Genomic DNA, 14,255 nt, shown 5'->3' with positions numbered 1-14,255 from the left:
GAGTTCGAAGAATGGCTGACGTCCGCTCTACTGATGACACAGTTACACAACTACTCAGAGCTGCTCGACGACACGGAGCACTCGCCGGTGCCGAACTATGCCGTGAGCATCGCGCGCGAGCTGATCGAGAACCACCCCGAGTGGGAGCACTCGGTGAGGTCGCTGGCGAAGGCGGCCAACGTCGGAGTGCGGACGCTGCAGAAGGGGTTCGCGCACCATCTGGGTGTGGCGCCCAAGGAGTACCTGACCCGGGTGCGGATGCAACGCATCCATGACGAGCTCACAGCCTCCGAGCAGGACATGGTCACAGTCAGCCAGGTGTCCGCCAAATGGGGACTCAACCACAGCGGCCGTTTCGCCGCCGACTACCGCAGGCGCTACGGGGAGCTGCCCTCGGACACGCTCGCACGCTAACGCGGTGCACCCCGTTCCTCCGCTGTGTCCCCATGATCATCAACCGCTGGCCGCGCATTCGCCTCGGTTTTGGAACTCATCCCGGGTTCACTGGCCGAAGTCGCTCAAGGAGCTCGGCGACGTAGCGCGTGTCTTCGTTGTCGCTGCCTTTGACGAGCATGAGGTCGTCATGCAGTGCACGCAACGTCCGCTCGGCTTCGTCCATGTCGTTGCGCGCCGCCTGCAGTTCGCCGATGTTGCGACGTACCTCGAGTGCGGTGTCGGTTCCGTCGCCGCGCTCGCTGCTGATCCTGTCCAGGACGTCACGGAACCGGAGGAGCGCTTCGTCGACCTGGCCCATCTCGGCCCGGCAGTACGCGGACTGCCGCACGCATTCCACGGCGTCGCCGCTGCCCGGCCCTTTGGTTCGGGCGAACGCATCTGCGAGCGCGTCGAATTCGGGCCGCGCGAGGCGATATTCGCCTGCGACGACGAGGATCGCGGCCCGGCGCAACCGGAGCTGCAGCACCTGAGGATTCTCCGCGCCGAGGACGTTGCCCGCCGGTTCGATGGCGGCGTCTAGGACTTCGGCGGCCTGGAGGAACCGCTCTTCCTCCAACAGTACGTTCGCCCGGATGACCGCGTCCTCCATGGACTCTCGCAAGGTGGTGCGCGGCACCACCAAAGCAGCTGCTGCCGATTCCGCCGCGCTGGCGCGCTCGAAAACTGGACCGGAATCGGGCCTGCTCCCCGGCGCGTTGGGGCGGCGGAACACCAGCGTCGGGTCTGGCATCCCGCTCGATCCCGCCCCACTCGCTTCAGGTGTCGAACCGAGGGTGGGAAGCAATGGCAGCAGCCGTTCGTAGACCTCTGCGGCGTCGGCGGGGCGTTCGGTTGGCGCCTTCGCGAGCAGCTCCAGCACCAGATGATCCAGTTCGGCGGGAACGTCCTCACACACCTCCTGTAACGGCACCGGAGCGGCGTCGAGATGCCGATTCCACCGGTCGATGTCGGTGTCCCCGCCGAACACTGGATAGCCCGACACCAGTTCGTAGAGCACGCAGCCGAGCGCGTAGAGATCGCTGTGTGGGGTGACCTGCCTGCCCCGGATCTGCTCCGGGGACATGTACAGGCTCGTGCCCATGGGCGCTCCGGTCGCGGTGAGTCGGGCCGCGTCAGGCCGCAGCACGGCGGCGATGCCGAAGTCGAGGACCTTCGCAGCGCCGTCGTGAGTGACCAGCACATTCTCCGGTTTGAGGTCCCGGTGCACGACCGGAACCGCGTGCGCGTGGGACAGCACCGTCGCGATCTGTGCGCCGAACGCCGCGGCCCAGCTGACAGGCAGCGCCACCTGCCGGTCGATGAACGCGCGCAGCGGCACGCCGTGCACGAGCTCCATCACCAAATACAGTTCAGCGACCCCGCTGTCGAGCCCGGCATCGTAGACCTGCGGGACTCCGTGGTGCAGGATTCGCGCGGTGACGCGAGCTTCGCGTTGGAAGCGTTTCGCGAGTTCCTGTACCGCTTCCCCGCTGCCGATCGCTCGCGGGTTGATTCGCTTGACCGCTACCTCACGGTCGAGCACGACGTCGAACGCTCGCCAGACCGTGCCCATACCACCGGAGCCGATCTCGTCGCGCAGCTCGTAGCGACGGCCGACCGTGTCCGCCACGCGTCCTCTCACCTCCGACCGTCACACTGCACCGACTGACGCCCCGCCGACTCATGATCCCGCGCGACTGATCTGGAGTCCACCGGGTGCAAGGAAGGCCGTTGACGACAAGCCGCCAGGGCATGTTTCACGCGGCGTCGTCAATACCCTCCTGCTTGCGGATCAGCCGCCACGCTGCGCTGCGAGCGCTGCGGTTCAGCGACTCCTTGAACGTCCTGTCACGACTGCTGAAGTACTGGTCTCCAAGGCTGGCGATGGTGTCAATGTGGTCAGCCATCTTGTCCTCGAAGACGTCATCGAAGACCGCCCCGAAGTTCTCCTCGGTGTTGACGATCGCGGCCTGCCGGACTTTCTCGTCCTCGACGGTCTCGTTGAACGGCCGCGCCACATCATCCTCGGTGAACGTGGTGCCATGCCGGTCGTTGAACCGCTCGATCAGCTCCGACAACAGCGACTTGTCCTGGTCCTTGCCAGCGCCGGTTCCGTCGCCGAAACCGCGTAGCTCCGCGGTGCCCTCCGGCGTGAGCCCGAGATCGTGTTCACCGGTTTTCTCCACTCGTAGGTGGCTGAGATCGATCTCGCCGATGTCGACGCCGCCGTCCTTGCCGTGCGGTAGCCGGTTGAGCAGGTGCCGCCCGAATAGATACAGCCGCTCCAGCTCGGGGTCCTGGTACGGCACGATCTGCGACAGAAACCCGTACTTGCGGACGAAGTCGCCGAGATCCTGTCGGAACTGCTCCGCGAGCTCCGAAAGGGTCTCATCGTTCAGCAGGGTTTCGTAGCGTGCCACGGCGGGCGCGATGTGCCGGTAGAGCTCGGCGTGCAGCTTCGCCCACTTCGCCTCGCTGCTGCCGGCGACCTGTTCGGCGGCCAGGAACGCTCGTGCGAACTCGATCATTTCGGCATCCACGAGGATCTGCGCGGATAGCACACGGCTCTGCGCGTTGTAGAGCAGATTCGGATCCGAGGGTAGCGTCGCCGCGTCCTCGAAGTACGGCCGGAACGACTCCTGGATCGCTTCGGCGTCGTTCACGAAGTCCAGCACCGCCAGATCAGCCTGGGTCTTGCGGTTGGTCGTCCGGTTGAGCCGCGAGAGCGTCTGCACTGCCGAGACGCCGCCGAGCTTCTTGTTGACGTACATCGTCGTGAGCAGCGGCTGGTCGAACCCGGTCTGGTATTTCTCCGCCACCACAAGGATCCGGTACTCGGGCTGCCCGGCCCCGCCATTGCGGGTGGTGAGGTCATCGGCGCGGGTGTAGGCGAACGCCTTCGGCAGCGCGCCCTCGGGCAGGCCGCCGTTCTCCTGGGACTCGGTGACCTCCTCACCGTCGTAGGTCAGCGACCCGGAGAACGCGACGAGCACCCCGATGTCGCCACGGAGTTTGCCCTGGCCGCGTAGGCCTGCGATGTATTTCTTGATGGCCCGCGACATCTGTACCGCGCTCTGCCGGGACGCGGTCACGACCATCGCCTTCGCGCGCCCGCCGAGACGTCCGAGCGTGTGCGCCTGGAAGTGTTCGACGATCACCTGCGCGTGCTGCGACACGGTCGAGGGATGCATTACGGCGGTGCGGGCGAGCTGGGGGGTGGCCTTGGCCGGGTCCACCTCGCGGTCGTCGGGGTTGTTGCTGATCAGCTTCCAGTATGTGTCGTAGGTCACGTAGTTGCGCAGCGGGTCAAGGATGAAGCCTTCTTCGATGGCTTGCCGCATCGAGTAGGTGTGGAACGGCACGAACGCGGGCTTGCCCTCGTGTTCGCCGAGGACGCCGAAGTACTCCAGGGTCTTGGCTTTCGGAGTGGCGGTGAACGCGAAGTACGACAAGTTCGGGTTCTTCGCGCGTTCGGCGACGCGCTGCTTGAGTTTGGCCTCGATGTCGTCCTTGTCGATTTTCGCCTCGGTCGCTCCGACCTCGTCGCTGTCGTCGTCGGCGTCGAGCGCGAGTCCGCGCAGCGCCTTGCGCACGTCCCCGGCAGCGTCGCCGGATTGCGAGGAGTGCGCCTCGTCCACGATGATTGCGAACTTGGCGCCCTTGATCTCGGTGGGGTTCTGTCGCAGGTAGTCCAGCAGCGCGGGAAAGGTCTGCAGTGTGACCGTGATGATCTTGCCCTGCTCGCTGGACAGGCGTTTCGCCAGCTGCTCAGACTTCGAGCCTTGCCTCTCGTCGATCGCCACAACCGTGCCCGCGGTCTGCTCGAAACTGCCCACCGTGGCACGCAGCTGCGCATCAAGGTTGCGGCGGTCGGTGATGATGAGCACCTTGTCGAACACCGGCGTCCCCGGTGTGAGCCCGTTCTCCCGCGCCTCCGGGTCGAGTTCGGCCGGGTTCGTAGGCGTGTGCAGCGAGGACAGCCGGTAGGCCAGCCACGCGATCGTGTTCGATTTCCCGGAACCGGCGGAGGCCATGACCAGATAGTCGTGGCCGGTGCCGTGACGGGCGGCGTGCGCGGTGATCTTCTTAACGGCGTCCCACTGGTGGTAGCGCGGGAAGACCAGCGACTTCTTCAGCCGGCCGTTGACGCCCTTCTCGCGATGCTCGTGCACGAACCGTTCAAGCAAGTCCAGCCAGTTGTCCCGCTCGCACACCTGCTCCCACAGGTACGAGGTGGCGTACTTGCCGAACTCGACCGCTGCCGGGTTGCCGGCGCCGCCGGGCTGGCCCGGCCCGTTCGAGCCGGTGTTGAACGGCAGGAACCGGGTGCGTTCGCCCCGCAGCTCGGTTGCCACGAACACCAGATCGGGGTCGACGGCGAAGTTCGCGACCACCCGCTTGGCGAAGATGAGTTCGCTGGGATCGCGCTCGTAGCGGTACTGATTCTTCGCGTGCTCAACGCCCTGCCCGGTCAGCGGGTTCTTCAGCTCGGCCGTGGCGACGGGGATACCGTTGACGAACAGCGCCAGATCCAGGCGGTTATCCCGGTCGGCCTGCTTTGCGGCGTAGGCCAGTTCGCGGACGACGGTGAGCCGGTTGGCGCGGTAATCGTCGAGCGCTGACTCGGAGGCGACGAGCGACGGTTTGAAGTAGGCCAGGCGGATGCGTACGCCGCGGTCTTTGACGCCCTTGCGTAGCACGTCGAGCACGCCGTCGGTGTCGATGGCCTTCGCGACCCGCTGTGCGAATCCGCGCTGGGCCGCGTTGGCGTCACCGCCGTAGTAGGTGAGCAACTCGTCCCACTCGGCCTGCTGGGTAGCCCCGATGAATGTGAACAGCTCGCCGGTATACAGACCGAGCTCGGCGTCGTAGTCGGAGGCAGCGCCCAGCTCCCAGCCGCGCTCGGTCATCGCGTCGACGATCGCGGTCCCGAACACGATCTCGTGATGAATCGGGTTCATCGGCTACTCCTCGATCCCTCGCCCGCTAGCAGCGGACACGTCGAACTCCCCGGTGACAGCAGCGGTGATCAGCGCCTGGCGGCGTTCGGCGAGAAGAGCCACGTGACGCCGCCGCTTCTCGACTAGCTTTTCGTGCAGAGCCAGCGCCTCCTGGGCTTGCTGAGCATGTTCCCTTTGAAGCCTCGTAGGCGGTGTCGGGACAAGAACGCGCTCCAGATCCCAAATGTTGATTCCTTTTATGGTCGCGCCGGTGATCCGGCTCCGGATCTGGTCCTGAACGATCGGCGACTCCAAAACCAAGCGAAGCCAGCCCCTGTCGACGCCTTTACTGGCTGCGATACGCGCCGCATCTTGCGTCAGGTTCGCCCCGGTGAGCGTATCTGGAACCACGGCAACTTCCCCAACGCTTCCGCGAATCGCAATCACGAGATCGCCCCCTCGTAGCCGGGAGCGTTCGTATCGAGATTCGATCTCATACGTCGTACGACTAAGTGCTTCGACCGACAATCGATTCGCCGCAACATCTCCACCTTTAATAATGGGCACCCCATCGGCGACGTTCGGCCCTGGCAGGACAATCCCGTACATGATCTGGCGATACGGATCCGCCAGGAACATGAGCCGCGACCATTTCCAGCCTACGGGAAGCTCTGCAGCAGTGCACGAGACGCCAGCATTAAGAATTCTTCCCAGGACAGACTGCTCACGATGCTTAACCTGAGATTCGAAATCATGGAGCAGACCGGAAATTTTGTCGATGCGGGCGGTCTCGGCGTCGAGGAAGTCGGCGACTCGGCGCTGCACCTCCAACGGAGGAACTGTCACCCGGGTCTCAGACAACTTGTCAGATGACAGCTCAAGGAACGTTGTTCCCTGTCCATTCGCTTGGAGAACGTTAGTCAGTGCCGAGAGCTGGTAACCGAAATAGCGGGTGTAGGTGTTATCGGACGGCACAAGAGCGCGGCATCCCTGATTGAAGGCCATGCGCTCTGAAACGAGGCCGACGTAACCAATCGGAGCTCGCGTCGAAACCAGTATCGAACCTGCAGGCACAATCCTCGATCCCGTCAACGCTCCGCGTCGTGTCAGTCCACGTCGGGTCGACCGGATATCCCCAAAGTTTCCGGGAAAGTCAGCAGGCGTTGCCCAGGGGACCTCGTCGCCCCAGTTTTCTTCGTCGGCGGTCGGCGTTCCTCCATTGACGATCCGGAAGACGCGACGGAGCGCGAGTGTGGGCCAGGTCACTCCGTCACCTCGCCCAGCAGTTCCTGGATCTCCGCTTCGAGTGCTTTGAGTTCGGCATCGATCTCCGCCAGCGGGCGAGGCGGCTCGTACACGTAGAAGTGCCGGGTGAACGGGATCTCGTAGCCGATTTTTGTCTTGGTGTGGTCGATCCAGGCGTCGGGAACGTGTGGGAGGACCTCGCGATTCAGGTAGTTTTCGACGTCCTCGTCGAGGGGCACGTTCTCGTAGCCGCGGAGTTCGGGGTCGGGCTCGGGTTGGCCCTTGATGGTCTGGACTTCGCCTTCGGGGTCGCGGACGCCAACGGCGTCCCGCAGCGCCTTCGCGAACGGGGTGCCGGTGGGCCAAGTAAGTCTGGCATGGGTTACGGTTTGGCGGATCTCCTTGACGGCTTCGGTCTTTTTCCACCAGGTCTTGCCTAGCAGTGGGCGTAGCGTCTCGAGGAATTCCTCGGGCGCGTCGAGTTTCTGGATCGGCTTGGCCTCGCGCAGCGCGGCGAGAGCGTCCTCGCTGATCTCGAACCGCAGTTTGAGTGGGCGTTCGACGGCGATGCGGCGGTAGCCGAAGTCGTCGTTGTTGAAGACCTTGACCTTGGCGTGCTGCGGGTGGCTCTCGTCCTTCGCGGCGTGCAGCGCTTCGGCATAGAGGCGGCTGATATCGGCGATCTGATCGGGGTCGATGTATTTGCGTTTGTCGCCGAGGGATTTGCGCATTTTCTGCCACTGGTCGCGGGCGTCGAGCAGCACGACCTTGCCCTGGTAGTCGGGGCTCTTGCGGTTGGTGAGGATCCAGAAGTAGGTGGAGATGCCGGTGTTGTAGAACAGCTGGTCCGGCAGCGCGACGATGCCTTCGAGCCAGTCGTTCTGCAGGATGTGCTGGCGGATCTGCGACTCGCCGGACCCGGCGGCCCCGGTGAACAGCGGCGAGCCGTTGAAGACGATCGCGACGCGGCCGCCGCCCTGCTCGGCCGGCTTCATCTTCGACAGCATATGCTGCAGGAACAGCAGCGATCCGTCGTTGATTCTGGGGAGCTCGGGCCAGAAGCGGCTGTTCTCGCCGAGCCGTTCCAGGTCGTCTTCGACGTCCTCCTTGACCTTCTTCCATTCGACGCCGAACGGCGGGTTCGCGAGCAGGTAGTCGAAGGTGCCGTTCCGGTGGCCGTCGTCGCTGAAGGAGTTGCCGAACTTGATGTTGTCGGGGTCCTGGTCCTTGATCATGAGGTCGGACCGGCAGATCGCCCAGGACTCGGGGTTGAGCTCCTGGCCGAACACGTCGACGGTCGCGTCCGGGTTGAGGCTCGTGATGTGCTCGTAGGCGGCGCTGAGCATCCCGCCCGTGCCGCACGCCGGGTCCAGGACACGGCGCACGACGCCTCGTTTGCTCAGCGCGTCGTCGTCGGGGGCGATGAGCAGGTTCACCATCAGTTCGATAACCTCGCGCGGGGTGAAGTGCTCGCCCGCGGTCTCGTTGGACTGTTCGGCGAATCGCCGGATCAGTTCCTCGAACGTGTAGCCCATCTGGTGGTTGTCGACGACCTCGGGCCGCAGATCCAGATCGGCGAACGTGCTGGTCACCTTGTAAAGGAGGTTGGCGCCGTCTAGCTTCTTGATCTGCTGGGCGAAGTCGTAGCGCTCCAGGACCTCGTAGGCGTTCGGGGAGAACCCGCCGATGTACTGGGTGAGGTTGCGCGCGACGTGCGAGGAATCGGTCGCGATCGATTTCAGCGTCAGGGGGGTGGTGTTGTAGAAGCGGTGGCCGGAGGCCTTGCGGAGAAACCGATCGACGTCGATGTCGCGGTCACGGTATCTTTCGAGCGTTTCGAGCACCTTTTCACGGGTTGGTGCGAGCACGCATTCGAGTCGGCGCAGCACCGTGAACGGCAGGATCACTTTGCCGTAGTCGGACTGCTTGTAGTCACCGCGCAGCAGGTCGGCCACGGACCAGACGTGGTTGGCTAGCTTCTTGTGCTTGTTGGTGTTCAACGACGTTCCCCTCGGTCTTCATCGATGGTGGACAATGGTGCCGGATCTGGTGGCGGATTGTCAGCGGTGGGATCACGAACTGTCTTCCGGCGGCAGCAGTGCCCCGCTGGTTAGGCCGAGCGCCCACTGATCGGCAAGTTCACGTGCGATCTTCGCGGCGAGGTTCGCCGCTGAGTGCATGGCTCGGACGCGGCGGAATGCTTGCCCATACAGGCATTGGCGTTCCATTGGGATGAGCGGCACCCGTAGCCGTTTGATGTCCAGTCGCTGGATCGAGGTGCCCACGGTCGCGCCTTGGATATTCTGGTCGGCGGACAGGAATCCGGCCAAGAAGTCGGAGTCCAGCCGTTCCGGGTCCGGGCGCAGCAGGAACAGGTGCGGGCCGAGGACGCTGCCCGAGTCGCGCTCGCCGGCGACGCGGACCGTGATCGAGCTGGCGTCGTGCAGCGTGTCCGGCAGCAGCACGTCGCCCGCTTCGATCGGGATGAGTTTGTCGACCGGCTTGTCGTGCAGGGAGCCGGACGGTGGTTCACCGGTGCGGACGTCGTGGTGGGTCAGCATCGATGGTGGTTTGCCGGCGCCGGGCAGCACCGTCTCCCGCGTCGGTGTCGCGCGGTACAGGGTGAGCGCGCCGCCGCGCAAGAGGTCTGCGACCGTGGCCGTTCGCCACGCCACCGGTTCTGATCCCGCGGTCTGCCACAGCTGCTCATCGCTGAGACCGACCAGAGCGTTTCCCGTGCGTCGCAACCGGTCCCGTAGTTCGTGAGCGAGCGCATCATGGCGGTCCGGGTCGAGGACGGTCGCGACCCGCGCATGTCGTTGTGGGGTGAGGTCAACGGTGTCGTCGAGGAGGTCCACGACCGACCGGGTGCGAGCGAAGCCGGGTTCCGGCTCAACGCATTCGGGGTCCTCACGGAATGCGTGCCACGCCGTCAAGACCCGCTTCGACACAGAGTTCCAGTCGATCTCGCGACTGCGGTGCGGCTCGGTCGAGGCGTCGACGAACAGGATCGGCTGTGGATCGGCTTTCGGCGGCGGAGCCAGCACCCACAGCTGCAGGCTGACATGTAGCGGCGGTGCCGCGCCTTGCGGCAGCGCGATCACCGCCCGCAGCGTGCCCGTGCGTACGAGTTCGGCGCGGATTCGTCGGCCGCCGGATCGTTCGGCCGCACCCGGCGGCATGACGACTACCGCGGCGCCGTCTGCGCTCAGGTGCGCGAGGCAGTGCTGCACCCACGCCAGTTCGGGCTCCGAGCGTGGCGGCAGGCCGTAGGCCCAGCGCGAGTCGTAGGCGAGTTCGTCGTGGCCCCAGTCACGGATGCCGAATGGCGGGTTGCACACCACGGCGTCGACCTGCTCGTCGGGAAAGGCGTCCGAGCGGAGGCTGTCGCCAGGGTGTACCTCGCTGTTGGGGACTGAGATCTCAGCACGGACCCGCGCCAACGCGACCTGATCTTCGGCGATCTCCTGACCGAGTACGCATGAGGCTCCCGCTCGTACCGCCGCAGCCAGCAGCCCGCCGCCCCCGCAGGCCGGATCAAGGGTTCGTTCGAGGCGATCCGGCAACGCAACCAGGAGATCGGCTAGTCCGCGCGGGGTCGTGTACATCCCGGCTGCCGCGGCGTCGGGCAAGTGCTTAGCGAGGACCTGCAATGTCGTCTCCGCGCCATGTGCGTCGAGACAGCGCAGCAGCGCTCGGGCCGCCGGGTTGGATATCGTGGGAAGTTCACCGTGGTGTTCGCGCGCCGCCGCGGCCAGCTCCGCGCCGAACGACTCGTCGGGCAGGCTGGCGAGCTTCGCCAACCTCTCCCGAGGTAGACCCGCCAGCGGCGGTACGAGCGGCAGCAGTTGCCGGACCAGCGCCCGTCCGTCGGGAGCCCCACGCAGGGCGATGCGCAGCTCCGCCTGCGGTGTCGCCTCCGGCACTTGGCCGCGGTTGGCCAGCCACTCGCGAACGGATTCGAGGTCGTAGGCAGGACTCGTGTCCGTACCACCTATCGGGCTGGGGAAGTCTGGGTGGCGGCGTCGCCAGTTGCTCACCGTGGCGCGCGTGACGCCCGCCAGCCGGGAGATCTCGGCGGCGGTCACCTGCGTAGTCAGGTCGGGCAACACGGCGTCCTGTCGTCAGCGATCAGCGGAATATGGCGACTGTACCCCGTACACAGAGATTAGCCAAGCTTGATGAGGAGTTGGTGTTTGACAGCGCTTTCAGTGCGCAGGTGAACTGATTTGGTGAAGTCGCACGAGGGATACTCGTGGCCGTGCCCACCGATTGGGCTTCACCTGCCTCACTCCATCCCAGGAGTCGCGTGTCTTGCCGCGGCCCACACCCGAGGCCGAGGGTGGCCGTCTCACCGTATGCGGCTCGGCACCGACGCGGTTATCGGAACGGTGGTGTCGTCTACCCTGATCCAGCTCGTTCCCTTGTCCCGCACCAAGAGAACAAGGGGGCCGTGCCATTCCTGTTGGGCTTGCAGTGTCGCAACGCCGAACTCCGCGGCGAGGTACAGCAGAGGATCGCTTCAACAACCAAAGGCAAGAACATCACCCCATGCGCTCACTGCATCGCCGACGGACTCAAGGGCCGACACAGCGCGGGCTGGTCGCCGTCGGGACACTGTGTTTGGCGGGCGAACGCGGTTCGATCAGCGACGAACTTGCCGCAGGCGCCAACGTGTTCACCATGTCGGGCACACGCCGCTCGCCCGGTCGTCGCCGTCGACGGAGAGACCCAGGCCAAGTGCGTGGCACGAGCTTTACGACAACCCGGAACGGTTTGGGCTGTCGCTGGAGCGGCTCTCGGTCGTGCGGATCCTTTCGAGCTGTACTGGGGACTCGGCGTGGACGACGCGCTCTAGATCTTCTACGACCGCAACGTCAAGGGCGTCAAGGTTGCCCAGAACGTCGCGATGTCCATGGACCGACGCGACTTCGCCCCCGGCTCACGCGAGCGTCATTGACACAGTCGAAGTCGAATCCGAGGGGCCAGCCGTGCGGCGCCTTTCTCAACGTTCGTCGATACCAAGGCGCCAGCTCTAGAAGTCCGGCGCCGAGTTCGTCATCCTCTCCGCACTGCGCATCCTCATGGTCACGGCAATGTACGGCCGCGCCGGGCTTTGGCGGGGCTCGGGCGACGGTCTGCCTGACCGCGTCTCGGCCGGAAACGCCACCGCTCGCATCGTTCGCCTGCTCACTAACCTCTATCCCGAGTTCGCGGCAAGCTCGACCGCTAAACTCCTCGGCCGGGCTCGCAGGACTCGGCATCGGCCGTCCACGAAGCCACTGGCTGGTCGGCGACTTGACGACCGCTCAGCGAGGACGAACTGTTCTGACTGCTGGCCTCCGTCCAAACTAGGAACGCGACGCGCGCTAACGAGCGAAGGAACTGTGAACCAACGCAAGGCCTAATCGAAGCCCTGGTACCCCGGGCCAAGATCACCAGAGGAGATCGGCTCGTCCAAATCTTCCACATCCCCTCGGCCCTCGGGATAACAACGAGACCGTTCCCTCCTCACCAACGGAAGGAAGCGAAAACGCCAGGGCCGGCGTGGCAGGGCGCCGGGGGTTGAGTGGTCCCAAATTGGCGGGCGCGGTAGGCCGCGGTGGGCCGCCACCCATAGCTCGAACGGAACCGGGCAGTCGGGAAGATGCCGGGCATGGACTCTACAGAACACATGGCAGAGAATCCGGAAGGCCCGACTCCAGAACAGGCAACGGACGCAGTGAGGCGCCTCGGGTGGCGATACGTCCACGGCGCGCTCGGCACCCACGTACACGTGGAGTCGCTGACGCAAGGAGCGGATGTAGTAACCCGGGCGACGGCCGCTTGCGGTCAAGACGCGGACGACCACCTGTCCGCTGACATCCGCCCGAGACGGGTGCTCTTGACGCTGCAGTCGGCGAAGTCAGCGTCGGTGACTGCCCGGGATATCGAGCTGGCCGGGAAGATCAGCACAGCTGTGGCCGATCTCGGCTTGCTGACCGGGATCGGTGTCGGGCGTGGTGGCTCACGTTCGATGCAAGTGGTCGAGCTCGTCGTCGAGGCGGTTGACGTCGCATCGGTCCGGCCCTTCTGGCAGGCGGCCACCGGCTACGACGGCGAGGCGGGAAGTCGTGGATCGCAGGATCCGCTGGTCGACCCGCTGGGCCAAGGCCCGACGATCCGGTTTCGCCAGATCGACCCATCGGATGCGCGGCACAGGGCGATACGCGTGGACGTCTGCGTCAGCCGTGGCGAGGCGGAACGTCGCAGACGGGCGCTTCGTGAACTCGGCGCCACGTGGGTGTCCGAGCATCCCGCGGGCGATTGCCAGGTGCTGGCTGACCCGGCCGGCAACGAAGTCGGCGTTGTCGCGTTGCACGGTCGGTAGCGTTGGTCGCCGGCGCTGGGGGAGCGCGTCGGCGTCGTTTTCGGTCCGTGGACGTCGTTTTCGGGTCGTGTAGGTAGTTTCCACATGATTCCTACGTAGTTTCGCAAAATGCGGTGAAAACGGTTGCGTTCGCCGTATACGTCCCACAAGACTGATCGGCGATCGTCAGGCCGCGGTGTACTGCGCCGGAGCCGGGAACACGGATGTGCGCGGTTGTGGCCCCACGTCGTCAGTGGAGCGGCGAGGCGTGCACGTGGAAATGACAGGGGGACCTTGCAATGACGGATAGCGAGGACTCGGACTCGGCTCTTCCCGACTACATGAAACACGCGCTGGAAATCGTCCACGAGCACCCGCAGGGCATAGAGAACACCGCTGACCTAGCCCGTCGGGTCAGTGTCGGTGAGCGCATCCTCCAGATGCGGTTCAAGCGGCATCTTGGCGTGTCGCCCACGACGTACGTGAAGAACGTGCGGCTGGATCGAGTGCGTGAGGCACTGCTGACCTGGCGTCCCGGAGGCCCCACCATCGATCGGATCTCACGCCAATGGGGGTTCAGCCACTACGGTCAGTTCGCGGGGGAGTACCGCAGTCGGTTCGGGGAACAGCCGAGTGAAACACTCCGGAGGAGGCTTGGACCTGCGCAGACGTGAGATCTGCTGAGCCGGCAGCGCCGTGTGGCGATATGCCGCGGCGCTGCGCGGCACGGTGTTTTCCGTGTCAGTGGGCGTAGAGGCGGTATGCCAGATTCGTCGCCATGAACGCTATCGGGTACCAACCAGCGGAGTTCAACAACGGAAACGACGCGGCCACCAACCTTGGGTGGCGTTACGTCTTGGGCGTGCTGGGCACGTCCGTGCAAGTGGAGTCCCTGAGCCAGGCGGTTGACGTCTCAACACGGGCGGTCGCGGCCTGCGGCCCGGATGCCGACGAACGCCTGAGCATAGACATCAGGCCCGGACGGGTGGTCCTGACCCTTCGCCAGGTCGCGGACGCCGCCATCACCTCCGACGACGTCGGGCTGGCCGGCCGCATCTCAGCAGCCGTCGCCGACATGGGCCTGCGTACCTGGCTGGGATTTGGCGACGGCAGACAGGGTGCGGCACAGGTGCTCGAGATCACCGTCTACGCGGCGGACATCCCGGCCATCCGTCCGTTCTGGCAGGCCGTGCTCGGCTACGACAGTGAGCTGAACAGCATGAACGAGGAAGACACCCTGGTCGATCCGCTCGGCCAAGGGCCGGCGGTGTCGTTCCATCGGCTGG

9 protein-coding genes are annotated in these 14,255 nt (G+C 65.1%); 4 read left to right on the top strand and 5 right to left on the bottom strand.

Going from position 1 to position 14,255, the window contains the following annotated elements:
• Window positions 1-414 (top strand): helix-turn-helix transcriptional regulator (locus tag ELR45_RS34495; protein WP_205855763.1); only part of this gene is annotated, 414 nt, incomplete at its 5' end.
• A gap of 76 nt (window positions 415-490) precedes the next feature.
• Here ELR45_RS34495 and ELR45_RS03285 read toward each other — a convergent pair.
• The 5 genes from ELR45_RS03285 to ELR45_RS03265 form a co-directional block, all read right to left on the bottom strand.
• Window positions 491-2,065: a serine/threonine-protein kinase gene (locus ELR45_RS03285; RefSeq protein WP_129663333.1), complete on the bottom strand. Its 1,575-nt coding sequence runs from the start codon at window positions 2,063-2,065 to the stop codon at window positions 491-493.
• A gap of 127 nt (window positions 2,066-2,192) precedes the next feature.
• Window positions 2,193-5,396, bottom strand: coding sequence for a type I restriction endonuclease subunit R (locus ELR45_RS03280; RefSeq protein WP_129663331.1), 3,204 nt, complete (start codon window positions 5,394-5,396; stop codon window positions 2,193-2,195).
• Between the two features lie 3 nt (window positions 5,397-5,399).
• Window positions 5,400-6,641, bottom strand: a complete 1,242-nt coding sequence (locus ELR45_RS03275; RefSeq protein WP_129663329.1) for a restriction endonuclease subunit S — start codon at window positions 6,639-6,641, stop codon at window positions 5,400-5,402.
• Entirely contained in the window at window positions 6,638-8,620 is a 1,983-nt protein-coding gene (locus ELR45_RS03270; RefSeq protein ID WP_129663328.1) for a type I restriction-modification system subunit M, read from the bottom strand. The genes ELR45_RS03275 and ELR45_RS03270 overlap by 4 nt, the downstream gene beginning before the upstream one ends.
• A 72-nt stretch (window positions 8,621-8,692) precedes the next feature.
• Window positions 8,693-10,732: an N-6 DNA methylase gene (locus ELR45_RS03265; RefSeq protein WP_420813780.1), complete on the bottom strand. Its 2,040-nt coding sequence runs from the start codon at window positions 10,730-10,732 to the stop codon at window positions 8,693-8,695.
• A gap of 1,544 nt (window positions 10,733-12,276) precedes the next feature.
• On the opposite strand from ELR45_RS03265, the gene ELR45_RS03255 reads away from it, so the two are divergent.
• From ELR45_RS03255 to ELR45_RS34490, 3 genes are all read left to right on the top strand, one after another.
• Entirely contained in the window at window positions 12,277-12,990 is a 714-nt protein-coding gene (locus tag ELR45_RS03255; RefSeq protein WP_205855762.1) for a VOC family protein, read from the top strand.
• A gap of 278 nt (window positions 12,991-13,268) precedes the next feature.
• A complete protein-coding gene (locus ELR45_RS03250) occupies window positions 13,269-13,643 on the top strand; it encodes a helix-turn-helix domain-containing protein (protein ID WP_129663324.1) in 375 nt (124 codons plus the stop codon).
• 104 nt (window positions 13,644-13,747) lie between these two features.
• Window positions 13,748-14,255: 4a-hydroxytetrahydrobiopterin dehydratase (locus ELR45_RS34490; RefSeq protein ID WP_165367431.1), on the top strand; the 508-nt coding region annotated here is incomplete at its 3' end.

The organism is Phytoactinopolyspora endophytica, from assembly GCF_004138495.1.
Classification (GTDB): Bacteria; Actinomycetota; Actinomycetes; order Jiangellales; family Jiangellaceae; genus Phytoactinopolyspora; species Phytoactinopolyspora endophytica.
Note: the sequence above shows the minus strand (reverse complement) of the source record. Positions and strands in the feature narration are given on the sequence as shown.